18 protein-coding genes are annotated in these 26,837 nt (G+C 71.3%); 14 read left to right on the top strand and 4 right to left on the bottom strand.

What is annotated here, in order from left to right; genetic code table 11:
* Positions 1–20 precede the first annotated feature (20 nt).
* From Q5694_RS25535 to hflX, 3 genes are all read left to right on the top strand, one after another.
* Entirely contained in the window at positions 21–2,291 is a 2,271-nt protein-coding gene (locus Q5694_RS25535) for a RelA/SpoT family protein (protein WP_333935689.1), read from the top strand.
* 206 nt (positions 2,292–2,497) lie between these two features.
* Positions 2,498–4,318 carry a M1 family metallopeptidase gene (locus Q5694_RS25530; protein ID WP_333935688.1) on the top strand — a complete coding sequence of 607 codons (1,821 nt, stop codon included), beginning with the start codon at positions 2,498–2,500 and terminating at the stop codon, positions 4,316–4,318.
* A gap of 157 nt (positions 4,319–4,475) precedes the next feature.
* Complete coding sequence (hflX, locus tag Q5694_RS25525) at positions 4,476–5,969, top strand: GTPase HflX (RefSeq protein WP_333935687.1); 1,494 nt, start codon at positions 4,476–4,478, stop codon at positions 5,967–5,969.
* Positions 5,970–6,239: 270 nt separating this feature from the next.
* On the opposite strand, the gene Q5694_RS25520 is transcribed toward hflX, so the two are convergent.
* Positions 6,240–7,463 (bottom strand): trypsin-like serine peptidase, encoded by a 1,224-nt coding sequence (locus Q5694_RS25520; RefSeq protein ID WP_333935686.1) that lies wholly within the window; start codon positions 7,461–7,463, stop codon positions 6,240–6,242.
* A 330-nt stretch (positions 7,464–7,793) separates the two neighbouring features.
* Here Q5694_RS25520 and Q5694_RS25515 point away from each other — a divergent pair, with 330 nt between their 5' ends.
* The 4 genes from Q5694_RS25515 (at position 7,794) to Q5694_RS25500 (ending at position 14,912) form a co-directional block, all read left to right on the top strand.
* Positions 7,794–9,236, top strand: coding sequence for an aminotransferase class III-fold pyridoxal phosphate-dependent enzyme (locus tag Q5694_RS25515; protein WP_333935685.1), 1,443 nt, complete (start codon positions 7,794–7,796; stop codon positions 9,234–9,236).
* A 169-nt stretch (positions 9,237–9,405) separates the two neighbouring features.
* Positions 9,406–11,586, top strand: coding sequence for an IucA/IucC family protein (locus Q5694_RS25510; protein ID WP_333935684.1), 2,181 nt, complete (start codon positions 9,406–9,408; stop codon positions 11,584–11,586).
* A 106-nt stretch (positions 11,587–11,692) separates the two neighbouring features.
* Positions 11,693–12,625, top strand: coding sequence for a GNAT family N-acetyltransferase (locus tag Q5694_RS25505; protein WP_443040935.1), 933 nt, complete (start codon positions 11,693–11,695; stop codon positions 12,623–12,625).
* Between the two features lie 274 nt (positions 12,626–12,899).
* Positions 12,900–14,912 carry an ATP-dependent DNA helicase gene (locus tag Q5694_RS25500; protein WP_333935682.1) on the top strand — a complete coding sequence of 671 codons (2,013 nt, stop codon included), beginning with the start codon at positions 12,900–12,902 and terminating at the stop codon, positions 14,910–14,912.
* Between the two features lie 244 nt (positions 14,913–15,156).
* On the opposite strand, the gene lexA is transcribed toward Q5694_RS25500, so the two are convergent.
* On the bottom strand, positions 15,157–15,936 hold the full coding sequence (gene lexA, locus Q5694_RS25495) for a transcriptional repressor LexA (protein ID WP_333935681.1): 780 nt from the start codon (positions 15,934–15,936) through the stop codon (positions 15,157–15,159).
* A 621-nt stretch (positions 15,937–16,557) separates the two neighbouring features.
* On the opposite strand from lexA, the gene nrdR reads away from it, so the two are divergent.
* Together nrdR and Q5694_RS25485 are read left to right on the top strand one after the other, a co-directional pair.
* Positions 16,558–17,112, top strand: a complete 555-nt coding sequence (nrdR, locus tag Q5694_RS25490) for a transcriptional regulator NrdR (protein ID WP_333935680.1) — start codon at positions 16,558–16,560, stop codon at positions 17,110–17,112.
* 163 nt (positions 17,113–17,275) lie between these two features.
* Positions 17,276–20,167, top strand: a complete 2,892-nt coding sequence (locus Q5694_RS25485; RefSeq protein ID WP_333935679.1) for a vitamin B12-dependent ribonucleotide reductase — start codon at positions 17,276–17,278, stop codon at positions 20,165–20,167.
* A gap of 151 nt (positions 20,168–20,318) precedes the next feature.
* On the opposite strand, the gene Q5694_RS25480 is transcribed toward Q5694_RS25485, so the two are convergent.
* Positions 20,319–20,852: a TerD family protein gene (locus tag Q5694_RS25480; protein ID WP_333935678.1), complete on the bottom strand. Its 534-nt coding sequence runs from the start codon at positions 20,850–20,852 to the stop codon at positions 20,319–20,321.
* A 153-nt stretch (positions 20,853–21,005) separates the two neighbouring features.
* Between Q5694_RS25480 and Q5694_RS25475 the strand changes: the two genes are divergently transcribed.
* The 3 genes from Q5694_RS25475 to Q5694_RS25465 all read left to right on the top strand — a co-directional run bounded on the left by Q5694_RS25475 (position 21,006) and on the right by Q5694_RS25465 (position 23,338).
* The gene (locus Q5694_RS25475) at positions 21,006–21,611 is read left to right on the top strand and encodes a YdbC family protein (protein WP_333935677.1); all 606 of its coding nucleotides are present in this window, start codon (positions 21,006–21,008) and stop codon (positions 21,609–21,611) included.
* 149 nt (positions 21,612–21,760) lie between these two features.
* Positions 21,761–22,420 (top strand): histidine phosphatase family protein, encoded by a 660-nt coding sequence (locus Q5694_RS25470; protein WP_333935676.1) that lies wholly within the window; start codon positions 21,761–21,763, stop codon positions 22,418–22,420.
* Between the two features lie 12 nt (positions 22,421–22,432).
* Positions 22,433–23,338, top strand: coding sequence for an ADP-ribosylglycohydrolase family protein (locus Q5694_RS25465; protein WP_333935675.1), 906 nt, complete (start codon positions 22,433–22,435; stop codon positions 23,336–23,338).
* 354 nt (positions 23,339–23,692) lie between these two features.
* Here the strand turns inward: Q5694_RS25465 and Q5694_RS25460 are convergent, their stop codons facing one another.
* Positions 23,693–25,240: an MFS transporter gene (locus Q5694_RS25460; protein WP_333935674.1), complete on the bottom strand. Its 1,548-nt coding sequence runs from the start codon at positions 25,238–25,240 to the stop codon at positions 23,693–23,695.
* 187 nt (positions 25,241–25,427) lie between these two features.
* Between Q5694_RS25460 and Q5694_RS25455 the strand changes: the two genes are divergently transcribed.
* Positions 25,428–26,048, top strand: coding sequence for a TetR/AcrR family transcriptional regulator (locus Q5694_RS25455; protein WP_333935673.1), 621 nt, complete (start codon positions 25,428–25,430; stop codon positions 26,046–26,048).
* 82 nt (positions 26,049–26,130) lie between these two features.
* A complete protein-coding gene (locus Q5694_RS25450) occupies positions 26,131–26,832 on the top strand; it encodes a ribonuclease HII (RefSeq protein WP_333935672.1) in 702 nt (233 codons plus the stop codon).
* The last annotated feature ends 5 nt before the right edge of the window (positions 26,833–26,837 follow it).

Genomic DNA, 26,837 nt, shown 5'->3' with positions numbered 1-26,837 from the left:
TGACGCAGCCGGAGGTGCCCATGAGTGCGGAGGCCACGAATTCCGTGACCCCAGGCCCGATGCCGGGCGCGGTGTCGGGATCGCTGACGCCGACAGCGCCGCGCAGAAGGGCCCGCCCCCGGATCGACCTGCGCCGCCTCGGCAGAGCCGCCCTGCTCGGCTCCGCCGCCCGCGACCGGCTGCCCGACGCGATCGGCCACGTCGTCGAGGCCCACCGCGCCCACCACCCCGACGCGGACCTCGACCCGCTGCGCCGCGCGTACGTCCTGGCCGAGTCCTCCCACCGCGGCCAGATGCGCAAGAGCGGCGAGCCCTACATCACGCACCCCCTCGCGGTGACCCTGATCCTCGCCGAACTCGGCGCCGAGACCACGACGTTGACCGCCTCGCTGCTCCACGACACCGTCGAGGACACGGACGTGACGCTGGACCAGGTCCGCGACCAGTTCGGCGAGGAGGTCCGCTACCTCGTCGACGGCGTGACCAAGCTGGAGAAGGTCGACTACGGCGCCGCCGCCGAGCCCGAGACCTTCCGCAAGATGCTCGTCGCCACCGGCAACGACGTGCGCGTCATGTCGATCAAACTGGCCGACCGGCTGCACAACATGCGCACCCTGGGCGTCATGCGCCCCGAGAAACAGGAGCGCATCGCGAAGGTGACACGTGACGTGCTCATCCCGCTCGCCGAACGCCTCGGCGTCCAGGCCCTCAAGACCGAACTGGAGGACCTGGTCTTCGCGATCCTGCACCCCGAGGAGTACGCGCGTACCAGGGAGCTGATCGTCCGCAACGCCCACCGGGCGGACGACCCGCTCGCGGAGGTCGCCGACGAGGTGCGCGGCGTGCTGCGCGAGGCGGACATCACGGCCGAAGTCCTCATCCGCCCGCGCCACTTCGTGTCCGTGCACCGGGTCTCCCGCAAGCGCGGTCAGCTCCGCGGCTCGGACTTCGGACGGGTGCTGGTGCTGGTGAACGAGGACGCCGACTGTTATGGCGTCCTGGGCGAGCTGCACACGTGCATGACGCCGGTGGTCTCGGAGTTCAAGGACTTCATCGCCGTACCGAAGTTCAACCTGTACCAGTCGCTGCACACCGCCGTCGCCCGGGAGGACGGCCAGGTCGTCGAAGTCCTCATCCGCACCCACCAGATGCACAAGGTCGCCGAGGCCGGCGTCGTCGCCCTCGGCAACCCGTACGCGCCCGCCCCGGACGACCCGGCCGACGGGGAGCGCGTCGACCCCACCCGCCCCGGCTGGCTGTCCCGGCTCCTCGACTGGCAGGAGGCGGCCCCCGACCCCGACCACTTCTGGTCCACCCTGCGCGAGGACCTCGCCCAGGACCGCGAGATCACCGTCTTCCGCCCCGACGGCGGCACGATCGGCCTGCCCGAGGGCGCGACCTGCGTGGACGCCGCGTACGCGCAGTACGGGGAGGACGCGCACGCCTGTATCGGCGCCCGCGTCAACGGTCGCCTCGCGACACTGAGCACCGTGTTGAAGGACGGCGACACCGTCCAGCTCCTCATGGGCCAGGACCCGGCGTCCGAGCCTTCCCGGGAGTGGCTGGAGCACGCGCACACGCCGGCCGCCCGCATCGCCATCCAGCGGTGGCTGGCCGCCCACCCCGCGCAGGCCGAGGCCCAGGAGGGCCACGCGCGGCCCGCGCGGGACCGGACGGCTCCACGGCAGGCCGCCGCGGGGACGACCGACGGCGGCGGGGACTTCGGACGGCGTCCCGAGCGGGCCGCAGGGGCGGACCGCGACGCCGGGGCCGGCCCAGGTGTCGCGGGTGAGCGCGGTGCGGGTGCCGAACACGGCGCGAAGGCCGGTCGGGGCGCAGGTGCGGACGTCCTCGCCGATCTGTCCGGCGCGAGCGTCCGCCTCGCCCGCTGCTGTACGCCCGTACCGCCCGACGACATCACCGGCTTCGCCGTACGCGGGGGCGCGGTCACCGTGCACCGCGTGGAGTGCGCGGCGGTGGCGCGCATGAGAGGCGCCGAGCGTGCGGAGGTGGGCGTGCGCTGGGGCGAGACCGCCGAGTGCCGCGTCACGCTGATCGCTGAATCGTTCGTCCGTCCGCATCTGCTCGCGGACCTCACGGAGGCCATGGCGCTCGAAGGCGCCGAGATCGTCTCCGCGACCGTCGAGCCTCCGGCCCAGCAGCAGGTGCGCCACACGTACACCGTGCACCTCCCCGACGCGGCCCACCTGCCCGCCCTGATGCGCGCCATGCGCAATGTGGCCGGGGTGTACGACGTGAGCCGGGCACAGCCGCAGACGCAGGGCGGCTGAGCGGGTCCGCGGCAGCGAGTCGTCCGGCATCGCCGGCCGAGGGCCGGTGCGAGCGCGCCCCGAAGCGGCCGGCCGGGCCGGCCGCCGGCTCGGGCGCGGGCCGGTCCGTCCCGGTCCGGCAGCCGGCGCACGGGCCGGTCCCCGGATCGGGTGGGGCGGACGCGCGCCGCCCTCGGCGCGCCCGCGCACGCTGGTAGCGGTGGGGCATGCCCCACACCCCCCACGCCCCCCGCCCCCCTCGCGCGGGAGCCACCCGCACCCGCCGTCGCCGGACCTCCGCCGCGCTCCTCGCCTGCGCCGTCTCCGTCTGTCTCGTCGCCGCGAGCGCACCCGCCGTACCGCTCGGCATCGGCGACCGCCTCTTCCCGTACCTGGGCAATCCCGGCTACGACGTCGCCGCGTACGACCTCTCCTTCGTCTATCCCGGTGACAACAGCGAACCGCTGCGCGCCGTCACCACCATCGACGCCTGGACCACCGCCGACCTCGACCGGATCAACCTGGACTTCGCCCACGGCACCGTCGAGTCGGTCGAGGTGGACGGCGATGCCGCGCAGTTCCGCACCGCGGGCGAGGACCTGGTGATCACGCCCGAGGACTCCGTGTCGGACGGCGAGTGGGTGCGGATCACCGTGCGGCACACCAGCGACCCCGTGCCCGCCGACGGACGCGAGGGCGGCTGGGTCCGCACCGGTGACGGCCTCGCCATGGCCAATCAGGCCGACGCCGCGCACCTGGTCTTCCCGTGCAACGACCACCCCTCCGACAAGGCCATGTTCACCGTCCGCGTCACCGCGCCCGACGGGTACACGGCCGTCGCCAACGGCCTGCCCGCCGGCACGCACAAGGCGGGCGGCTCCGCCACGTGGACGTACCGCACGCACCACCCGATGGCCACCGAGCTCACGCAGGTCTCCATCGGCCGCTCCACGGTGCTCCACCGCACCGGCCCGCACGGCCTGCCGATCCGGGACGTCGTTCCCACGCAGTTCCGCGCGGCACTCGAATCCTGGCTGGAGAAGACCCCCGCCCAGATCGAGTGGATGGAGAGCAAGGTCGGCCGCTACCCCTTCGAGGCGTACGGCCTGCTCATGGCCGATGCCTCCACCGGTTTCGAACTGGAGACCCAGACCCTCTCCCTCTTCGAGCGGGAACTGTTCACCGAGCCCGTCTACCCCCCGTGGTACGTCGAGTCGATCATGATCCACGAGCTGGCCCACCAGTGGTTCGGCAACAGCGTCGGCCCCCGCACGTGGTCCGACCTGTGGCTCAACGAGGGCCATGCCACCTGGTACGAGGCGCTGTACGCCGAGGAGAAGGCCGGCAAGCCGATGCGGGACCGGATGAAGGCGGCCTACGGCGCCTCCGACCGCTGGCGCGCCGCGGGCGGACCGCCCGCCCTCCCCAAGGCACCGGAGCCGGGCCACAAGATCGGCATCTTCCGGCCCGTCGTCTACGACGGTTCCGCGCTCGTCCTGTACGCCCTCCGCCAGGAGATCGGCCGCCCGGCCTTCGAACGGCTGCAGCGCGAGTGGGTCGGCCGCCACCAGGACGACACGGCCACGACCGAGGACTTCGTCCGGCTCGCCTCCGAGGTCTCCGGACGCGATCTGGACGACTTCTTCCAGGGGTGGCTTTACGGGGAGAAGACCCCGCCGATGCCGGGGCACCCGGACTGGAAGCAGGAGTCACCCACGAAACCGGAACCGGCTGCGAAGCCGGGGTCGGCCGTGGCGTCGGGGTCGGCCAGGGGGTCGGGACCGGCCGAAGGGGACGGGCGGGGTGGGCGTGCCGAATCGGAGGGGCGTGCCGCGACGGCGGCGCGTGCCGCGACGGTCGGAGGTGCCGTGCCGGCCGGGCGTGCCGCGAGGGCCGGGGGTGCCGTGCCGGCCGCGGCTCACCGGCCGTCCGGTCGCGCGGCAGCGGTCGCTCCGGTGAGGGCCGCCGTGCCGGGCGGGCAGGTCGCTGCCGCGCAGCCCGCCGGGCCCCGGAACCCGCCCGGGCGGGCCTTCGGTCCCCTTCGATAACCCGGTGACGAGACGACCCGTGCCGTGCGACCATCTTCAGGTCGGCGCGGCACGGATCGCCGGGAATCTCCCGGACCGCCCGTGCGTTGTGGACAGTGACGGCAGGGCGCAGAGCACTCCGTCGCAGAAGACGGTTTCCCAGCTACGTAAGGATCCAATGACCTCCTCTTCTTCCTTTTCCCAGGACACCAAGCGCTTCGCGCACAGCCACCCCGAGGGTCTTCGGGCCGATGCCCTGATGGAAGAGGACGTCGCCTGGAGCCACGAGATCGACGGAGAGCGGGACGGCGACCAGCTCGACCGCTCCGAGCGCGCGGCCCTGCGCCGCGTGGTGGGCCTCTCCACCGAGCTCGAGGACGTCACCGAGGTCGAGTACCGCCAGCTCCGCCTGGAGCGGGTCGTCCTCGTCGGCGTCTGGACCTCGGGAACCGTCCAGGACGCCGAGAACTCCCTCGCGGAGCTCGCCGCCCTCGCGGAGACGGCCGGCGCGCTGGTGCTCGACGGTGTCGTCCAGCGCCGCGACAAGCCCGACGCGGCCACGTACATCGGCTCCGGCAAGGCCGAGGAGCTGCGCGACATCGTCCTCGAGACGGGCGCGGACACCGTCATCTGCGACGGTGAGCTCAGCCCGGGTCAGCTCATCCACCTCGAGGACGTCGTCAAGGTCAAGGTCATCGACCGTACGGCCCTGATCCTGGACATCTTCGCCCAGCACGCCAAGTCCCGGGAGGGCAAGGCGCAGGTGGCGCTCGCGCAGATGCAGTACATGCTGCCGAGGCTGCGAGGCTGGGGCCAGTCGCTGTCCCGGCAGATGGGCGGCGGCAAGGGCGGCGGCCTCGCCACCCGTGGTCCCGGTGAGACCAAGATCGAGACAGACCGGCGGCGGATCCGCGAGAAGATGGCGAAGATGCGCCGTGAGATCGCGGAGATGAAGACCGGCCGCGAGATCAAGCGCCAGGAGCGCAAGCGCCACAAGGTGCCCTCGGTCGCCATCGCCGGCTACACCAACGCGGGCAAGTCCTCGCTGCTCAACCGCCTCACGGGCGCGGGTGTGCTGGTCGAGAACGCCCTGTTCGCGACCCTCGACCCGACCGTGCGCCGGGCCGAGACCCCGAGCGGGCGGCTGTACACGCTGGCCGACACGGTCGGGTTCGTCCGTCATCTGCCGCACCACCTGGTCGAGGCGTTCCGCTCCACGATGGAGGAGGTCGGCGAGTCCGACCTGATCCTGCACGTGGTCGACGGTTCGCACCCGACTCCGGAGGAGCAGCTGGCGGCCGTGCGCGAGGTGATCAGGGACGTCGGCGCCACCGGCGTGCCCGAGATCGTCGTGATCAACAAGGCCGACGCGGCCGACCCGCTCACGCTGCAGCGGCTGCTGCGCGTCGAGAAGCGGTCCATCGCCGTCTCGGCCCGCACCGGCCAGGGCATGGACGAACTGCTCGCCCTGATCGACACCGAGCTGCCGCGCCCGTCGGTCGAGATCGAGGCGCTCGTGCCGTACACGCACGGCAAGCTGGTGGCCCGCGCGCACGACGAGGGCGAGGTCCTCTCCGAGGAGCACACCCCGGAGGGCACCCTGCTCAAGCTGCGGGTGCACGAGGAGCTGGCGGCCGAGCTCGCGCCGTACGTCCCGGCACCGCTCGCCTGACCCTTCCCGGTCATGGCGAAGGCCCGCCCCCGAGGTCATCGGGGGCGGGCCTTCGCCGTCCGTCCGGTGCCCGTGTGCCGTGCCCGGCTCGGCGACCGCCGTAGAGCCTGCTGGTGCCGGTGTGCGCGGTGTCGTCCGGTGGAGCCGGTGCAGGGGCGGCCTGCCGTGCCGGGCGCTACGGGCGGAACCGTCGGCGCCCCGGGCGGACCACCGGGCAAGACGCAGCAGTGCCGGCCCGCCCGCTGGCCCGGCGCAGGGCTCGACCGTGTCTCACCGACCCGCGAACTTCTTGCTCACCGAGTCGTACACGCCCTTGGCGTCATCGCCCAGGCGCGGTCCGGCGAGCCAGCCGGACGTCACGGGGCCGATCGAGGTGTTGGACACCAGCGCCGGCTTGCCGTCCGACCGCGTCGCGACCCAGCCGCCGCCCGACGAACCGCCGGTCATGGTGCAGCCGATGCGGTACATCGTCGGGTCCGACTCGGTGATGGACAGCCGCCCGGGCCGGTCCTGGCACCGGTACAGCTTCTGCCCGTCGTAGGGCGGCGCGGCCGGGTAACCGATCGCCGTCACGCTCTGGACGTCGGGCACGGCGGGCGCCTCGAAGTCGACCGGCAGAGCGGAACCCACCGTCTCCTCCAGCGACTTGCCGCCACTGCCCTTCTCGGGCGTCACATGGATCACCGCGAAGTCGTACGGCGCGCCGTCGCCGCCCGTCGAACCGCCCTGCTCGATCCACTGGTCCGAGGTCTGCGCCCAGTCACCCCACCAGACGCCGTACGGGGCCACTTCCTCGCGGGTCGCGTTCTCCAGCTCCTCGACCGGCTTGCCGGCGTCGTTGTACGAGGGCACGAACGCGATGTTGCGGTACCAGCCGCCCTTCTTGCCCGCGTGCACACAGTGCCCCGCCGTCCACACCAGGTTGGACTTGCCCGGGTGGGCCGGGTCCTCCACCACCGTCGCCGAGCAGACCGCCGAGCCCTCGGGGGAGTCGAAGAACACCTTCCCGGCGGTGGGTTCGTTGGCGTGGTACGACGCGGGAACGCCCTGCGCCCTGACCGGCTTGGGCGCCGGGTCCGTGACCCCCTGGTCACCGGAGACGTCGCTCTCGCCGACACCCTGCTCCGGCTCGTCGGCGTCGCGCATGCGGTCCGGGTTCCACAGGCCCTCGATGATCGGGTTGATGTACTCGTTGGCCTCGCGCAGCCAGTCGTCCCGGTCCCAGTTCTTCCAGGCGCCGTTCTTCCACTTGTCGATGTCGATCCCGTGCTCGCGCAGCCGGTCCCGGATGTCGTCCGGCAGCGTGAACTTGCCGTCGTCGGACGCCGTCGCGGAGGCCGAGGCCTCGTCTCCGGCCTGGGTGTCGCCGGAGTCACAGGCGGTGGCGGTCAGTGCGAGGGCCGAGGCCAGGGCCACGGCGGCCAGGACGGGGGAGTTCCTGCGGCGTGCCCTCCCCTCTCGGCCGGTGCTGGACGGCTGCCGTATGGATCGCATGATCTGACTCCCCCTGAGGTGAACGAACTGGGACGAACCGTCGCCCAGGGCGTGATCTCCGGCCCACTCTCCGGGAGTTCGGGCCGGCCTCACGGCATCCGGGACGGCACCACACACTATGCGGTGCCTGTGGAAGAGGTCCGACGGAACCGCAACAGTTCCGTCACGGAGAGGATCTTGAAGCAACCCGTAACCCCGAACGCGGTCGGGGGTTGGTAGCGGTGGGGGTCCCGCTGTCCGTCTGCGATCCCCCGTGCCCGTGCGCCGTGGGAGGTCAGGGAAGCCGTGCCGGAATCCACTCGTGGGGGTCATGCGTCCGAGGAGGCCGCCGTGGTGCGTACGCAGGTGGGGCCGACACCCGGCGCAGCCTTCGACGCGGCGAGCCCGGGCGCCGTTCACGCGCAGGAGGGGGCCAGGCGCCGCGAGTCCGCCCGCACCTACGCCCGCGCCCTGCCCCTGGTGCCGGTGCGAGCGCGAGGGCTGACCATCGAGGGCGCGGACGGCCGGCGCTACCTGGACTGCACCTCCGGCGCGGGGACGCTCGCCCTCGGCCACAACCACCCGGTCGTCCTGGAGGCGATCCGCACGGTCCTCGACTCCGGCGCCCCCCTGAACGCCCCCGGCCTCGCGACTCCCGTCACGGACGCCTTCCTCACGGAGCTCCACCGCACCCTGCCGGCGGGGCTGGCGCACCGGGCGCACGTGCGGTTCTGCGACCCGTCCACCGGCGACGCACTGGAAACCTCCTGCCGATGGGCGCGGGCAGCGACCGGACGCACCGGAGTCGTGACCTTCACCGAGGCCCACCGCCGCGCCGCCCTCCGGTCGCTCGACCCCTGCGTGGCTTCGCAGCTGGCCGCCTCCCTCGCCGGCGCACCGGACCACCACTGCCCTCACGGCCTCGACGGCGAGCGGGAATCCGACCTCGCCGCCGACTGGGCCGGGTCCTTGCTGGACGCCCAGGGGCCCGACTCCGGGCTCCCCGCGGGGATGATCGTCGAACCCGTCCAGGGGCAGGACGGCGTACTCCCCGTGCCCGACGCCTGGCTGCGGCGCATGCGCCGGCTCACCGCCGACCGCTCCGTCCCCCTCGTCGTCGACGAGACGCACACCGGCGTCGGACGGACCGGCGCCCTCTGGGCGGTGGAGCACAGCGGCGTGACCCCCGACGTGATGGTCCTTCCCCCGGGCCTCGGCGGCAGCCTGCCCCTCGCGGTGATCGTCCACCGCGAGGACATCGACGGCGGGCATCCGGCCCCCCACACCGCCCCCTTCCGCGGCAACCAACTCGGCATGGCCGCCGGTACGGCGACCCTGGCCCACGTTCGCGAGAACGGTCTCGCCGAGCGGGCCGCCCACCTCGGCGCCCGCATGCTCGACCGACTGCTGCCGCTGGCCGAGGAGTTCCCGATCGTGCGGCGCGTGCGGGGGAGAGGGCTGCTGATCGGTGTGGAGCTGGTGGACGCCGAGGGGGCGGGCGAGCCGCGAGAGGCGCCCACGGACCTCGGGGGCCGGGGGGAGGATGGTGCCGAAGGCCGGACGACGCGGCACACCTCCCAGCTCGCGGCCGCGCTGCAGAGCGCCTGCCTGACACGCGGCCTCATCGTCGGTCCCGGTGGCCGGCACGGGAGGGGCGTACGGCTGTCGCCGCCCCTGACGATCACCGACGAACAGGCGGCCGCCGTGCTGGACCGCCTCGCCGACGCCGTCGACGCGGTGGCCGGAGCGCACGGGACGGCACGACCGCAGCGCCGACACCGGGCCCGCCGGTGATCCGCGAGGGCGTGACACGTCACGCAGGGGGCGCATCTCCCGCCGCCCCTTCGCGCATCCGCTTCGCCGAGGCGGGTCCGCACTGCCCGGGCTTACGGATCGGCACCGACTGACCTCGGACCTGTTCCCGAGAAGCCGCGCTCGCCCGCGCCCCAGCCCGACCCACTGCATGTCCCGCACCCCCCTCCACGAGGTGTCCGCCTTGAACGCCATCCCCGATCCCGAGCCCGACGGTCGCTCCACGACGCCGGACCAGCACGTCACCCACCCCGGAAGCTCGCGGACGCCGGCTGTGTCGACCCCTCCCGTGGTTCCTCGTCAGGGGCCGGCGAGGCAACCGGCCGGCGGCGGGAAGGCCCACAGCTCGGGCACTGACCCGCTGGAGGATCCGGACCCGCGCGCCGTCGCCCAGGCCGCCGCCGTCGAGAACCTCCTCCGGTGCTGGGCGCGCGAGACCGACCACCCCGCCCCCGTCGACGGCGTCCTGCGCATTCCGCTCCCGTCGAGCGGCACGTCCCTCCTCGCTGCGGTCCGCTACTGGTCCCCGGCAGGCTGGCACCGCTTCGATCCACCGCGCCTCGCCGACGCCCCCGACCACGCGCCCCCGGCCGACGCCGTCACGGTCGCCGCGCTTCTCGCCCGGGAGACCTCGACGCGCCGACTCGAGCCGGGCCGTCGTCGCGACCCGGGACACACCTGCGACCCGATTCCCGACCACGTGCGAACCGCCGGGGGCGGCCGAGACACCGACGGTCGCACGGGCCGCCCGCACGCACGGCCATTGGGACCCTCCAGCCCCGCCGGTGACATCGCTGCTCCTGACGGCGTCGAGTTCGTCGCGGGTGTCGCCGACTCGGTCCGTCGCGTCACCGTGTTCGTCCGCGACCGCCGGCAGCACCCGGCCGACGGCCCTGATCACTTCCTCGCCGCGGAACAGGCCCTCCTCCTGGGGCATCCGCTGCACCCCGCTCCCAAGAGCCGTGAGGAACTCCCGGAGGCCGAAGCCAGGCTCTTCTCACCGGAGCTGCGTGGCTCCTTCCCCCTGCACTGGATGGCCGTCGCCGAGTCCCTCCTCGCCACCGACACCTCCTGGACCGAACGAGGCCGCCCTGTCGCCGCGACCACACTCACCGCGCGCCTGGCCGGGCCCGGTCTGGCCCCGCCCGACGGGTACGCCCTGCTGCCCCTCCATCCCTGGCAGGCCCGCGAGGTCCGTCACCGGCCCGAGACCGCCGCCTTGCTGGACAGCGGACTGCTACGTGATCTGGGCACCCACGGGACCTCCTGGCGTCCCACCTCCTCCGTCCGCACCGTCTACCGCTCCGGCGCCCCTGCGATGCTCAAGCTGTCCCTCGGCCTGCGCATCACCAACTCCCGTCGAGAGAACCTGCGCAAGGAACTCCACCGCGGCGTGGAGGTGCACCGGCTGCTCCGTGCAGGCCTCGCCCGGCAGTGGCAGGCCACCCACCCGGGCTTCGACATCGTGCGCGACCCCGCGTGGCTGGCTGTCGACGCCCCGGACGGCGCCCCGTCGGCCGGACTGGACGTCGTGATCCGTCACAACCCGTTCGCCCCCTCCGACGACGTCTCCTGCGTCGCCGGGCTCGTCTCCCTCCGTCCGTGCCCACCTCTTCCGTCGCCGCCGATGCCTCCCTCGCTGGTTCCGGCGTCACCGGTACCGTCCGAGGCAGGAGCAGGGACACTGCGGCCCGTACCGGTCTCGCCGCTCATGCGGTCACGTCTGGCCCGGATCGTCACGAACCTCGCCCGCCGGACCGGCCGTCCCCCAGGGGCCGTCGCAGTCGAGTGGCTGCTGCGCTACCTCGAGCACGTGGTCCGCCCGGTCCTGTGGCTCGACGGTGAGGCAGGCGTCGCCCTGGAGGCACACCAGCAGAACATCCTGCTCCTGCTGGACACCGCCGGCTGGCCCATCGGCGGCCGCTACCGGGACAACCAGGGCTACTACTTCCGGGAGTCCCGGCGCGCGCACCTCGACGCCCGGCTGCCCGGCATCGGTGGACGGAGCGACACGTTCGTGCACGACGACATCGCCGACGAGCGTCTCGCGTACTACCTGGCGATCAACAACGTGCTCGGACTCATCGGAGCGTTCGGCTCTCAGCGGCTGGCCGATGAGCGGCTGCTGCTCGCCGCCTTCCGCCGGTTCCTCCAGCGCACGGCCGCCGGCCCGGACCGGTTGCGGTCCTCGCTGCCCGCCCGGTTGCTCGACTCGCCGGTCCTGCGCTGCAAGGCCAACCTGCTGACCCGTTTGCACGGCATGGACGAACTCGTCGGCCCGGTCGACACCCAGTCCGTCTACGTCACCATCGCCAATCCCCTTCACTCGTGATCACGTCAGCCGCTCACGCCCTCCACCGGCTTCGTCCGACCGCCTTACATCCCTCCCTTCCGACCCCCTGAGGACGTACCTCACCCCTGTCCGAGAGGAGCCCTCGGTGCTTCCCGCTGAGCCGACCGCCGAGACTCACATCGCCGTCAGCCCTCCGACCGTCCGGCACCGCGACCGTGGGGGCCCTGCCGAACCCGGCCCTCGCCCCGCCACCCCTCGTCCCCACGTCGGCCCTGGCGAAGGTCCGGGAGATGACGTCGGCGCCGTCGCGGGTGAAGAGGGCCCGCGAGAACCCGGTGCCGAGAAGCAGGGTGAGGACACCTTGGACCTGCGTCTGCCCGAGGAACTCCTCGCTTCCGTCGAGGGGGAAGCGCCGGGGTCCGTCGGACCGAAGCCGGACGACACCTGGTGGACAGCGCATCACTGGCTCTCCTCCCCTGACGACTCATGCTCCCGCCCGGTGTTCGACGACCTCCTGGACGGGATCGCCGGCTGGGGACCGGTCCGGACGCCCGCGGGCGCGTTCCACCTCGTCCCCGTGCGCCTGGAACGCGACCTCCGGCTGATCAGCCGCTGGATGAACGACCCCGCCGCCGCGGCCTTCTGGGAGCTGTCCGGTCCCCAGGACGTGGTCGAGGACCACATCCGCGCCCAGCTCGCCGGTGACGGACGCAGCGTGCCGTGCGTCGGCGTGCTGGACGGGAGACCGATGAGCTACTGGGAGATCTACCGCGCCGATCTGGATCCGCTGGCCCGGTATTACCCGGCACGGCCCCACGACACGGGGCTGCATCTCCTGCTCGGTGAGATTCCCGACCGTGGGCGCGGTCTGGGCGGCTCGCTGCTCCGCGCCGTGGCCGATCTCGTTCTCGCGCGGCGACCCTCCTGCGCACGCGTCGTCGCGGAACCCGACATCCGCAACACCCCCTCCCTCGCCGCTTTCCTCACCGCCGGCTTCCGGTTCTCCGCCGAGGTCGCCCTGCCCGGCAAGACGGGCGCCCTCATGGTGCGGGACCGGTCACTCCAGCACGTCTTGTAGCGCAGCGTCACCGCGCCGTCACTCATCGAACGTGGTGCCGGTCGCCGTGGTTCCCGCCCGCGGACAAGAAATCCGGCACGCCGACATCCAGCACGCAACGAGGAATCCGGACTGCACGCCACTCCCAGACTCGCCCAGCCCCGTCAAGGAGTCCGACCTTGATCCCGCCCTCCGTGCCCGCCGCGCCTCCCTCCCGTGTCCCAGCCCCGCTCCCGCCTGCCTCCGCCGCCTTGATCACCCGTTTGTCAGTGGCGGGTCGTAGGGTGGTCGCGCTATGACGAAGCCCTCACTCCCCGAACTCCTGCATGCTGCCGTCGCCGCCGTCGGCGGCACGGAGCGCCCCGGTCAGGTGGCCATGGCCGAAGCCGTCGAGGAAGCGATCGACGACGGCTCCCACCTGCTGGTCCAGGCCGGCACCGGCACCGGCAAGTCGCTGGGCTACCTGGTGCCCGCGCTCGCGCACGGGGAGCGGGTGGTGGTCGCGACCGCCACCCTGGCCCTGCAGCGCCAGCTGGTCGAGCGAGACCTGCCCAGGACGGTCGAGTCGCTGCACCCCTTGCTGCGCCGCCGCCCGGAGTTCGCGATGCTGAAGGGCCGGTCGAACTATCTGTGTCTGCACCGTCTGCACGAGGGCGTCCCGCAGGACGAGGAGGAGGGCCTCTTCGACCAGTTCGAGGCGGCGGCACCCACCAGCAAGCTGGGCCAGGACCTGCTGCGGGTGCGCGACTGGGCCGACGAGACGGAGACCGGAGACCGCGACGACCTCACGCCGGGCATCTCGGACCGCGCCTGGGCCCAGGTGTCGGTCTCCTCGCGGGAGTGCCTCGGCGCATCGAAGTGCGCGTACGGCGCGGAGTGCTTCGCCGAGATGGCGCGGGAGCGGGCGAAGCTCGCCGAGGTCGTCGTCACCAACCACGCGCTGCTCGCGATCGACGCCATCGAAGGCGCCCCCGTGCTCCCGCAGCACGAGGTGCTGATCGTCGACGAGGCTCACGAACTGGTCTCGCGGGTCACCGGGGTCGCCACGGGCGAGCTCACGCCCGGCCAGGTCAACCGCGCCGTGCGCCGGGCCGCCAAGCTCGTCAACGAGAAGGCCGCCGATCAGCTCCAGACCGCCGCCGAGGGCTTCGAGCGGCTGATGGAGCTGGCGCTTCCGGGCCGTCTCGAGGAGATTCCGGAGGACCTCGGGTACGCCCTCATGGCCCTGCGCGACGCCTGCCGCACGGTCATCTCCGCGATCGGCGCGACACGTGACAGGTCCGTCCAGGACGAGGACGCGGTCCGCAAGCAGGCCCTCGCCTCCGTGGAGAACGTGCACGACGTGGCGGAACGGATCACCAACGGCTCCGAATGGGACGTCGTGTGGTACGAGCGTCACGACCGTTTCGGTGCCTCCCTGCGCGTCGCCCCCATGTCCGTCTCGGGTCTGCTGCGGGAGAAGCTGTTCACCGACCGCTCGGTGATCCTGACGTCCGCGACGCTGAAGCTCGGCGGCGACTTCAACGGCGTCGGCGCCTCCCTGGGGCTGGCCCCCGAGGGCACCGAGGGGGACGACGTCCCGAAGTGGAAGGGCATCGACGTCGGCTCGCCCTTCGACTACCGCAAGCAGGGCATCCTGTACGTCGCCAAGCACCTCGCGCGACCCGCGCGGGACGGTGACCGCGCCGACATGCTCGACGAGTTGACGGAGCTGATCCAGGCGGCGGGCGGTCGCACCCTGGGCCTCTTCTCCTCGATGCGCGGGGCGCAGCTGGCCGCCGAGGAGCTGCGGACGCGCATCCCCGAGTTCCCGATCCTCCTCCAGGGCGAGGAGACGCTCGGCGAGCTCATCAAGAACTTCGCGGCCGACCCCGAGACCTGCCTGTTCGGCACGTTGTCGTTGTGGCAGGGCGTGGACGTTCCGGGCCCCAGCTGTCAGCTGGTGGTCATGGACAAGATCCCGTTCCCGCGTCCGGACGATCCGCTGATGAGTGCCCGCCAGAAGGCCGTCGAGGACGCGGGCGGCAACGGATTCATGGCCGTCGCCGCGACCCACGCCGCGCTTCTGATGGCCCAGGGCGCCGGCCGTCTGGTGCGGGCGTCGGGTGACCGTGGAGTGGTCGCCGTGCTGGATCAGCGTCTTGCGACGGCGCGGTACGGAAGTTACCTCAAGGCGTCGCTGCCGGATTTCTGGTTCACGACGGACCGGAATCAGGTGCGCAGGTCACTGTCGGCGATCGACGCGGCGGCGAAGCAGGCGGAGGCGAAGCAGGCGGAGGCGGTGACGGAGCAGGCGGAAGACGCCTGACTCCGGGCCGGTCCCGGGAGACCGCTCGTCCGGCCGAACCGGCTTCCGGCAGCGGAGACTCAGGGGACCCGGTGGCGCACCATCGTGCGACAGCCCGTCCCTGCTGCGCCTCCTGTGCAGGGCGGCAGAGGGCTCGGGATCGTCGTGACGGCCCCGGACAGCGCAGGACCCCGGAACCGGCGCAGGGGTTCCGGGGCCCGGTCTGGGGGCGGGCCTGCCGGCCCGTCCGACGCGGTGCGCTGGGTCAGACGCGGCGCAGTACCGCCACCACCTTGCCGAGGATGGTCGCGTCGTCACCGGGGATCGGCTCGTAGGCCGCGTTGTGCGGCAGGAGCCAGACGTGGCCGTCCTCGCGCTTGAAGCGCTTGACGGTGGCTTCGCCGTCGAGCATGGCGGCCACGATGTCACCGTTCTCGGCGACGGGCTGGCGGCGCACCGTGACCCAGTCGCCGTCGCAGATCGCGGCCTCGATCATCGAGTCGCCGACGACCTTGAGGACGAACAGCTCACCGTCGCCGACGAGCTGGCGGGGGAGGGGGAAGACGTCCTCGACGGACTCCTCGGCGAGGATCGGGCCGCCTGCGGCGATGCGGCCGACCAGCGGGACGTACGAGGCGGCCGGCTTGCCCGCCGTGTCCGTGGGCTGCACGGTGGCGGCCTGGTCCGAACCGCGGACCTCGTAGGCGCGGGGGCGGTGCGGGTCGCGGCGCAGGAAGCCCTTGCGCTCGAGCGCCATGAGCTGGTGGGCGACGGAAGAGGTGCTGGAGAGGCCGACGGCCTGGCCGATCTCCCGCATCGACGGCGGGTACCCGCGCCGCTGCACGGAGTCCCGGATGACCTCGATCACGCGGCGCTGGCGGTCGGTGAGCCCCGAGCTGTCCGCCCGGATGCCCGGAGGTCGGCCCGGCAGGGAGCGCTTGTGCCCCTCAGGGTTCGTGGCTTCGTTCATCGCATGCACCGGCTCCAGTCGGCCCTGGGAGCGGTCCTGGGCAGTGATGGCGGCACTGTCTGCGGTGGTGGTCACGTCGGCCCCTCTCGATGGTCTCCCTGCTGGACAACGGTAGTTGCTTTCGAAAGGTTGCGCCAAACACACGTTCGAGTGAAAAAACGTGGATCGGTGGGCGCGATCGCGTGTCCGGGTGTATTGGAGGCCGCGCCGCCCGGCGGGCAAAAGGGCCCATTGCTGTACTCTTCACCGCCGGGGTGATCGCCTCGTGGACTGCTGCCCCAGTCTGCCATCCGGCATTCCCCTGCCTCGGGACCAGCCCTCATCTGCGCGGGAGTCCCACGCCCCCTCCTCGCGGCGCCCACGGTATCTCCGCATGTGCCGCAGCGATACGGCTGTGCGGAAAGTGCGCCGGCCGGGTCGCGCCCCGGGGGTGTGCCGGTGTGCCGCAGGGAGCCCGGCGGGGCCGGTGTGGCCGGGTTCGCCGCCCGTCACCAGGGGACACGCGTGCGACACGCGCGTGCGACCTCGATGTATGAGCCAATCCCCACATGTAGTGGTTGGATTGCTACAGCAGCCCAGAAGTTGTGGTCCCCCGGGTCTCCGCGCCCATGGTCATCGCCTATGCTTGGGGCTGCTTCGTGGGGCGCAAGAGGTCCTGCGAGGCTACTGAGTCTGCTGTGAGGAGGGTTGGAGTTCATGCACTGCCCCTTCTGCAGGCACCCCGACAGTCGCGTGGTCGACAGCCGGACGACCGACGACGGCACGTCGATCCGCAGGCGCCGACAGTGCCCCGACTGCTCCCGTCGCTTCACGACCGTGGAGACGTGCTCACTGATGGTGGTCAAGCGGTCGGGGGTCACCGAACCCTTCAGCCGCACGAAGATCATCAACGGTGTGCGCAAGGCGTGTCAGGGACGACCCGTCACCGAGGACGCGCTCGCCCAGCTCGGCCAGCGGGTCGAGGAGGCGGTGCGGGCCACCGGCAGCGCCGAGCTGACCACCCACGACGTGGGGCTGGCCATACTCGGCCCGTTGCAGGAGCTGGATCTCGTCGCCTACCTCAGGTTCGCGTCCGTCTACCGGGCCTTCGATTCGCTCGACGACTTCGAGACGGCCATCGCGGAACTCAGGGCGCAGACGGGACACCCCGAGGCGGACGACGGAGACCGCGACGACGCGGGGAGCCAGGAAGACGACCGCGGGCCCGGAGGGACCACACAGGTCCCCGAGCCCGCAGGCGCCGCCGACTGAGTGGCGGGCCGGACCCGGAAGGCAGCTCCGGGCCGGCCGGACGGCGGCGATGAGAAGACCTGTTGCGGGCTGTGTGAGTGGGCGCCCGCAACACCAGACAGAACAACGTGCATCGGGAACAACGGTGCACTTCAGGGCGTTTTCGCCCGTACAGGGAGGCGGCATGACAGAGACGGCGAGCGGTCCGGCACGGAGTTCCCGCGCCAAGAGCGCCAAGGTGAGCAAGGGCCTGCGTATCGAGCGCATCCACACCACCCCCGGGGTGCACCCCTATGACGAGGTGGCCTGGGAGCGCCGTGACGTCGTCATGACCAACTGGCGCGACGGCTCGGTCAACTTCGAGCAGCGCGGCGTGGAGTTCCCCGACTTCTGGTCGGTGAACGCGGTCAACATCGTCACCAGCAAGTACTTCCGCGGTGCCGTGGGCACCCCCCAGCGCGAGACCAGCCTCAAGCAGCTGATCGACCGCATCGTGAAGACGTACCGGAAGGCCGGAGAGGACCACAAGTACTTCTCCTCCCCGGCCGACGCCGAGATCTTCGAGCACGAGCTGGCCTACGCCCTCCTGCACCAGATCTTCAGCTTCAACAGCCCCGTGTGGTTCAACGTGGGCACGCCTCAGCCCCAGCAGGTCTCCGCCTGCTTCATCCTGTCCGTCGACGACTCCATGGAGTCGATCCTCGACTGGTACAAGGAAGAGGGCATGATCTTCAAGGGCGGCTCCGGCGCCGGCCTGAACCTCTCCCGGATCCGCTCCTCCAAGGAGCTGCTGTCCTCCGGTGGCAACGCCTCCGGCCCCGTCTCCTTCATGCGCGGTGCCGACGCCTCCGCCGGCACGATCAAGTCGGGCGGCGCGACCCGCCGTGCCGCCAAGATGGTCGTCCTCGACGTGGACCACCCCGACATCGAGGACTTCATCGAGACCAAGGTCAAGGAAGAGGAGAAGATCCGCGTCCTGCGCGACGCCGGCTTCGACATGGACCTGGGCGGCGACGACATCACGTCCGTCCAGTACCAGAACGCCAACAACTCGGTCCGCGTCAACGACGAGTTCATGAAGGCGGTCGAGCAGGGCGGCCAGTTCGGGCTGCGCGGCCGGATGACCGGCGAGGTCATCGAGGAGGTCGACGCGAAGGCGCTCTTCCGCAAGATCGCCCAGGCCGCCTGGGCCTGCGCCGACCCGGGCATCCAGTACGACGACACGATCAACAACTGGCACACCTGCCCCGAGTCCGGCCGGATCACCGCGTCGAACCCGTGCAGCGAGTACATGCACCTGGACAACACGTCCTGCAACCTGGCCTCGCTGAACCTGATGAAGTTCCTGAAGGACGACGGCAAGGGCAACCAGTCGTTCGAGGCCGAGCGCTTCCAGAAGGTCGTCGAGCTGGTCATCACCGCGATGGACATCTCGATCTGCTTCGCGGACTTCCCGACCCAGAAGATCGGCGAGAACACGCGCGCGTTCCGCCAGCTCGGCATCGGCTACGCCAACCTCGGCGCCCTGCTGATGGCCACCGGCCACGCCTACGACTCCGACGGCGGCCGCGCCCTCGCCGGCGCCATCACCTCCCTGATGACCGGCACGGCCTACCGCCGCTCCGCCGAGCTCGCCTCCGTGGTCGGCCCGTACGACGGCTACGCCCGCAACGCCGACGCCCACAAGCGCGTCATGAAGCAGCACTCCGACGCCAACGACAAGGCCGTCCGCATGGACGACCTGGACACCCCGGTGTGGGCCGCCGCCAGCGAAGCCTGGGGCGACGTCCTGCGCCTGGGCGAGAAGAACGGTTTCCGTAACGCGCAGGCGTCCGTGCTCGCCCCGACCGGCACCATCGGTCTCGCGATGTCCTGCGACACCACCGGTGTCGAGCCCGACCTCGCGCTGGTCAAGTTCAAGAAGCTCGTCGGCGGCGGCTCGATGCAGATCGTCAACGGCACCGTGCCGCAGGCGCTGCGCCGCCTCGGCTACCTCGAGGAGCAGATCGAGGCGATCGTCGCCCACATCGCCGAGAACGGCAACGTGATCGACGCCCCCGGTCTCAAGCCCGAGCACTACGAGGTGTTCGACTGCGCCATGGGCGAGCGGGCCATCTCCCCGATGGGCCACGTCCGCATGATGGCCGCGATCCAGCCGTGGATCTCCGGCGCCATCTCCAAGACGGTCAACATGCCGGAGACGGCGACCGTCGAGGAGGTCGAGGAGATCTACTTCGAGGCCTGGAAGCTCGGCGTCAAGGCCCTGGCGATCTACCGCGACAACTGCAAGGTCGGCCAGCCCCTCTCCGCCAAGACCAAGGAGAAGGAGAAGGCGGAGATCACCGAGAAGGCCGAGGAGACGATCCGTACCGCGGTCGAGAAGGTCGTCGAGTACCGCCCGGTCCGCAAGCGCCTCCCGAAGGGACGTCCCGGCATCACCACGTCCTTCACCGTCGGCGGCGCCGAGGGCTACATGACGGCCAACTCCTACCCGGACGACGGTCTCGGTGAGGTCTTCCTGAAGATGTCCAAGCAGGGTTCGACCCTCGCGGGCATGATGGACGCCTTCTCCATCGCGGTCTCCGTCGGCCTCCAGTACGGCGTGCCCCTGGAGACGTACGTCTCGAAGTTCACCAACATGCGCTTCGAGCCGGCCGGCATGACGGACGACCCGGACGTGCGGATGGCGCAGTCGATCGTCGACTACATCTTCCGCCGCCTGGCGCTGGACTTCCTGCCCTTCGAGACGCGCTCCGCGCTCGGCATCCACTCCGCCGAGGAGCGTCAGCGTCACCTGGAGACCGGTTCCTACGAGCCGACCGAGGACGAGGTCGACGTCGAGGGCCTGGCCCAGTCGGCGCCGCGCGCGCAGGAGCTGAAGGCCGTCTCCGCGCCGAAGGCGGAAGAGGCGGCCAAGCCCGCCCCGCAGCAGGCCCACACCAGCGCCGAACTGGTCGAGATGCAGCTGGGCATCCAGGCCGACGCCCCGCTGTGCTTCTCCTGCGGCACGAAGATGCAGCGCGCCGGTTCCTGCTACATCTGCGAGGGCTGCGGCTCCACCAGCGGCTGCAGCTGACGCCGAGCGCCTGAACGCATGACAGAGGGGCACCGCCTTCGGGCGGTGCCCCTCTCGTCTCCACGGGCCGGACGCCGGTGTGCCCGGGCGGCCGGCACCAGCGTGCGAACCGGAGCGGAACTCGCAGTTCCATCCGTCCGGTACGGCCGGCTCAAGGCCGGTGAGCCGCTCCCATCGTCCTGGTGAACTCCAGCGGGTCACCCTCGAAGCCGCGCAGTCCCGGGCGGAACTCCCACGGACCGGAGCCCTCCCGGACGAACTCGGCGACCGTGGCGGCCGTCGCCCCGAGGACACCGCCGAAGTCGTCCTCCGCCAGGACGGTGTAGCCCTCACGGATCCGCAGGCCCGGGTTGATCACACTGACGAAGGTGCGCTCCGCCGGGTGCTGCTGGATGACGACTCCGACCACCACGCGCGCGTAGCGGACGTCCAGCCGGTCGAGCTCCAGCGTCATGACCTCGTCGTAGCCGAAGCCCTGGCCGTCCCGGCTGTCCCGGTTGAGGTAGATGGTGCCGTCGGGCGAGCGGCTGTCGAAGTGCACCACGTAGGCCGGGTCGCCGTGCGGAGCGTCCGCCGGATAGGTCGCCGCCACCAGATCCAGGTCCGTGGACGGCTGTCCCGCCGGACTGGGGTCCCACCGCATCGCGATCTCGACCTTGCGAAGCCCCTTGTTCAGCCCGTCCACCCAAGTCCCCTTCCCCGTACCGACCGCATGTTCGCCCCAACTACCGGGCGATGACGACTGCTTGTCCATCCTGCCACGCGCGCGGGGACGTGCGTGGAGAAGCGGACCGGCCGAGAGTGACCGACGCCACGCCGAGGGCCTTACCATGGCGCGGTGCTGGTCAAGTGGATTCGCTGCACCGTGGTGGACCGCCGCGGTTTCGAGCGGGGGCAGCGGAAGTGGGCGGGGCTTCTGGGGGAGCCGGGATTTCGGGGACAGGGGGGTGGCTGGAGCCGGAGGCGGCCTGACGTGGCGCACATCTTCGCCTTCTGGGAGAGCCGCGCCTTCTACGACTCCTTCATGGCGCGCTCCCACGACCGGCTGGCGGCGGCGCAGTCGGGCACGTTCAAGGACGCCCGGGTCAGGCTCTTCGACTACCGCTTCGACGTGAAGACCGGCTTCGAACCGCGTTTCGCGGACGCCGACCTGCTGCGGGTCGCACTGTGCCGTGTCCACGCCGAGCGGGCGGAGCACTTCGTCCTGATGCAGGAGAAGGTCTGGAACCCCGCGATGGCCGGTTCCCCGGGCATGGTGCGCGGCCTCTTCGGCGAGGCACCCGGAAACGAGTACCTGGTGCTGTCCATGTGGCGGTCGGCCGCCGAGCACGGCAAGTACCGCACCGAACGGGTGGAGCGGCTCGCCCTGCGTGCCCAGACGGAGGCCGACGTGGCGGCGCTCACCGGGGCCGTCGTGGACATGGAGCCCGGCTGGACCGTGTAACCGCGGGTAGGTGGAGGTCGGCTGCCGGTCAGGGCGCAGGAGGTAGGGGGAGCGGCGGACCTGGACCGAGGTGCCGGAAGTGTGTGACCTACGCTGTAACCGTGCGGCATGTGTGCTCGACGGGCCGCCACGCGATCTAGGGTTTCGGCATGGCACGACCACGGCGCATCGTCCTTGTCCGGCACGGCGAGTCAACGGGCAATGTTGATGACTCCGTGTACGAGCGTGAACCCGACCACGCCCTGGCTCTGACCGAGCGGGGCAGACAGCAGGCCGAGGCCACCGGCGAGCACCTGCGCGAGGTCTTCGGCGACGAGCGCGTCAGCGTGTACGTCTCCCCCTACCGCCGCACGCACGAGACTCTGCGCGCCTTCCACCTCGACCCCGGCCTCATACGGGTCCGCGAGGAGCCCCGGCTGCGCGAGCAGGACTGGGGGAACTGGCAGGACCGGGACGACGTGCGCCTGCAGAAGGCCTACCGGGACGCCTACGGCCACTTCTTCTACCGCTTCGCCCAAGGGGAGTCCGGGGCCGACGTCTACGACCGGGTCGGCGGGTTCCTGGAGAGCCTGTTCCGCAGTTTCGAGGACCCCGACCATCCGCCGAACGTGCTGATCGTCACGCACGGCCTGGCCATGCGGCTGTTCTGCATGCGGTGGTTCCACTGGACGGTGGCGGAGTTCGAGTCGCTGTCCAACCCGGGGAACGGCGAGGTGCGGATGCTCGTTCTCGGGGACGACGGCAAGTACGCGCTCGACCGGCCGTTCGACCGCTGGCGCGATCCCGAACCGTACGGGGTCACCGGATAGAGTGGCAGGGCGATGACCGCTGATTCCTCCCTCGACGTGCGCCTGGACCGCGCTCTGGCCGGCCTGCGCGGGCTGTCCGTCGGGGATGCCCTGGGCTCCCAGTACTTCGTGCCGGTGAACTACCCGCTCCTCAAGCGCCGCGAGGTGCCGGAGGGGCCCTGGCAGTGGACGGACGACACGGAGATGGCCTGCTCCGTCGTCGCCGTGCTGGCCGCCCACCACCGCATCGACCAGGACGCCCTCGCCCGTTCCTTCGCCGAGCACCACGACGCGGACCGGGGCTACGGCCCTGCGGTCGGGCGTCTGCTGCGGCTCGTCCGGGAGGGCGGCGACTGGCGCGAACTCGCCGCCGGGCTGTTCAACGGTCAGGGGTCCTGGGGCAACGGAGCCGCGATGCGCATCGCCCCGCTGGGCGCCTGGTACGCGGACGACCCGGAACAGGCGACCCACCAGGCGGAGATCTCCGCCTACACCACCCACCAGCACCGCGAGGCCGTCGTCGGCGCCATGGCCGTCGCCGCGGCCGCCGCCTTCGCCGCGGCCCCCGGCGGGCCGCCCGGCGCCGAGGCCCTGCTCGACGGGGTCATCGACCTGGTGCCCAGAAGCGCCGTGGGAGCGGGGCTGCGCCGGGCCCGGGACATGCTGGACTACGGGGACGCGTCCACGGTCGCGGCCGTGCTGGGATGCGGGCGGCGGAAGACCGCCCACGACACCGTGCCCTTCGCCCTCTGGTCGGCCGCCCGTAGCCTCGGTGACTTCGAACGGGGATTCTGGACGACCGCCCGGGCCGGCGGCGACGTCGACACGACCTGCGCCATCGTCGGTGGTGTGATCGCCGCCGGAAACGCCGGAACGCCCCCTGCCGAGTGGGTGGCCCGCACGGAAGCGCTCCCGGACTGGGTGCCCACGGCCACTTAGCTCGTCGACTTCGCAACTCTGCGTGTGTCCCGGGAACTCTCCGTGACCGGCTGCGCGTTGTGAAGACATCGGCTGTGTGAGTCTTCGGGGCCCGGACGCCGGATCAAAGGTCGTGCACGAGCGCAGGGGGAGGTCATGAGGGTTCTACCGGTATTTCTGCTTCACTGCTGGGCGGTCTTCGCCCTCCGTGCGCGCTGTGGTCCGGTGGCGGGGTGCGGCCGGCTGCCGGTACCGCGCGTCTTTCGTGCCTGCGGCGGGCGCCGGCCCGCGCAAGCGGACCGGCCCGTCAGCCGCCGACAGGGCTCGGACCTGCCAGCCGGTGGGCCGCGGAAGCCGGCCCGCGGGGGATTTCGCTCAGCCGATGCCCGGTCCGGCGGAGCCGGCGAGTGCCTCCAGGTCGCTCTTGCGGACCCGGATCACCACCGCCGCGGTGATGAGAGCGAGGACGGCCATCGCGGCCGCCGGTATGAAGGCCGCGGATATGCCCTGAGCCAGTACCTCGTGACCCCACGGCGCGGGCAGCTGGTGGGTCGTCGCGAACTCCGCCTTCTGCTCGGCGGAGCCCTCGGCCATGAAGTGCGGAAGCTGCTCCTCCGCCTCGCTTCTCATGGCCGTGCCGAAGACGGTCGTGAGGATCGACAGTCCGAGCGAACCGCCCACCTGCTGCATGGTGTTGAGCAGTCCGGAGGCCGCGCCGGCCTCGTGCTGGGCGACGCCGGACACCGCGGTGAGCGTCAGCGTCACGAAGTTCAGACCCATGCCGAAGCCGAACACGAGCATCGGTCCCAGCACCCCGCCGACGTACGAGCTGTCCGAGCTGATCAGGGCCTGCCAGGCGAGGCCGATCGTCGCGAGCGCCGTGCCGACGAGCATGAACGGCTTGGGGCCGAGCACGGGCAGGAAGCGCTGGGACAGACCCGCGCCGAGCGCGATCACGACCGTCACGGGGAGGAAGGCCAAGCCTGCCTGGATCGGGGTGTATCCGAGCACGTTCTGCACGAACAGAACGATGTAGAAGAACATGCCGAACATCGCCGCGGCCAGGCTCAGCATGATCACGTAGGTGCCGGAGCGGTTGCGGTCGGCGAACATCCGCAGTGGGGTGATCGGTTCCTTGGCCCGGGACTCGATGATCACGAAGGCCGCCAGCAGCACGACGGCGGCGGCGAAGGAACCGATGGTGAGACCGTCCCGCCACCCCTCGTCCGCAGCCCGGATGAAGCCGTAGACCAGGGAGGCCATGCCGGCGGTCGAGGTCACCGCACCCGCGATGTCGAACCGGCCGGTGTGCCGTTCGCTCTCACTGATGTAGAGCGGAGTGAGCACGGCGATGAGGACGCCGATCGGGACGTTCACGAAGAGGACCCAGCGCCAGTCGAGCCACTCGGTGAGCATGCCGCCCGCGAGCAGGCCGATCGCGCCGCCACCCGCGGAGACCGCGGCGAAGACACCGAAGGCCCGGTTGCGCTCCGGACCCTCGGGGAACGTGGTGGTGATGAGGGCCAGCGACGTGGGCGACGCGATCGCGCCCCCCACGCCCTGCAGGACCCGTGCCGCCAGCAGCTGCCAGGGTTCCTGGGCGAGCCCGCCGAGCAGGGAGGCCAGGGTGAACAGCAGGATGCCGGTCATGAACACCCGGCGCCGGCCCAGGATGTCCCCGGCGCGGCCGCCGAGGAGCAGCAGGCCGCCGAAGGTGAGGGTGTAGGAGCTGACGACCCAGGTGAGGTCGGTGGTGCTGAACTGGAGCGCGTCTTGAATGTGCGGGAGCGCGATGTTCACAATCGTCGCGTCGAGTACCACCATGAGCTGGCAGGCCGCGATGACCGTGAGTGCGATGCCGGGGCGTCCCTCCCGGCGGGCCGCGCCCGGCTTCTGGTTCTGGAGCAATGGAGAGGTTGTCACTATGGGTCCCCCACGAGTGCCTTAGTGAACGCTCGCGTTCACTGTCGCGTCAACCGTAGTGAGTCCCCGACAGTGAACGCAAGCGTTCACTCGCAGCGCCGTCGTCGGCACGTCCCCCGCTGAGGCCGCACGGCGCGTCCCCCGTCCCCGGAATCCCCGCTTCCCTTGGTCCGTTGGAGAGAGTCAGATGGTCACCCCCAGCTGGGCGGACGCCCCCGCTCAGACGACCGCCCGCCGGCGCGGCGCCGTGCTGGAGCGCGCGATCCTCGACGCCGCCCTGGAGCAGCTGAGCACGGTCGGCTGGAACGGCCTGACGATGGAGGGCGTCGCGGCCGGCGCCCAGACCGGCAAGGCCGCGGTCTATCGGCGCTGGCCCTCCAAGGAGGACCTGGTCGCCGACGCCCTGCGCGCCGGGCTGCCCCGGTTCGACGAGACGCCGGATGAGGGAGGTGTGCGTGAGGACCTCCTGGTGCTGTGTCTGCGCGCTCGCGACGCCATGTTTTCCCGGCCCGGTTTCGCGCTGCGGTCGGTCATTCACGAATGTGACACCGCGCAGGCCGAACGCTTCCACGCGGTGATCTTCGAGGGGGTGGTGGAGCCCACCTTGAAGATGCTGCGGGCAGTCATCGGCCGTGGGATCGAGCGGGGAGAGGTGCGACCCGACGCCGCCAACGGTTACGTCTTCGACGCCATCCCGGCGATGATGATGTACAGATCAAAGATGTGCGGCTGCGAATGGCAGGATCGCGAAGTCGAGGAGATGATCGACCAGTTGATGGTTCCGCTGCTGCGGCCTGCCGGCGACTGACGCGGTGCTGCCGATGCTGCGGCCGGGGAGAGGCCGACCGGGGTGTCGCGGGTGGATCAGGGCGGCGTAATGTAGGGGCGCCATGCCGTACGAACCGCCTACTCACACCGTCGAGCGCTCCCTCCGAGCCACGACCGGAGCGAAGATCGTTGCAGGTGTCGACGAGGTGGGGCGCGGCGCGTGGGCCGGTCCCGTCACCGTCTGCGCGGCGATCACCGGATTGCGCCGCCCACCCGAAGGCCTCACGGACTCGAAGCTGCTCACCGTCAAGCGGCGGACCGAACTCGCCGAGGAACTGCGCACGTGGGTGACGTCGTTCGCCCTGGGGCACGCCTCCCCCGAGGAGATAGACGCTCTCGGCATGACCGCCGCGTTGCGGCTGGCGGCGGGGCGTGCTCTGGACGCGCTTCCGGTCCGTCCCGAAGCGGTCATCCTGGACGGCAAGCACGACTACCTGGGCGCGCCCTGGCGGGTCCGCACGGTGATCAAGGGGGACCAGTCGTGTGTGGCGGTCGCGGCGGCCTCGGTGCTCGCCAAGGTCCAGCGCGACAAAATGATGGCCGAACTGGGTATCGACCATGCAGACTTCGGTTTTGCGGACAACGCCGGGTATCCCTCACCCGTGCACAAGGCCGCACTGGCGGAGCGGGGTCCCACTCCCCACCACCGGTTGTCGTGGGCGTATCTTGATGCGCTGCCCCAGTGGCGGCACCTCAAGAAGGTCCGCAGCTGGGCGGACGGAAGCGTTCCGGAGATCGAGGGTCAGCTCGGCTTCGACTTCTGACCGGT

This window comes from Streptomyces sp. AHA2 (assembly GCF_036857595.1).
Lineage (GTDB): Bacteria > Actinomycetota > Actinomycetes > Streptomycetales > Streptomycetaceae > Streptomyces.
The sequence above is the reverse complement of the archived record's forward strand: the minus strand, read 5'-3'. Positions and strand labels throughout refer to the sequence as shown.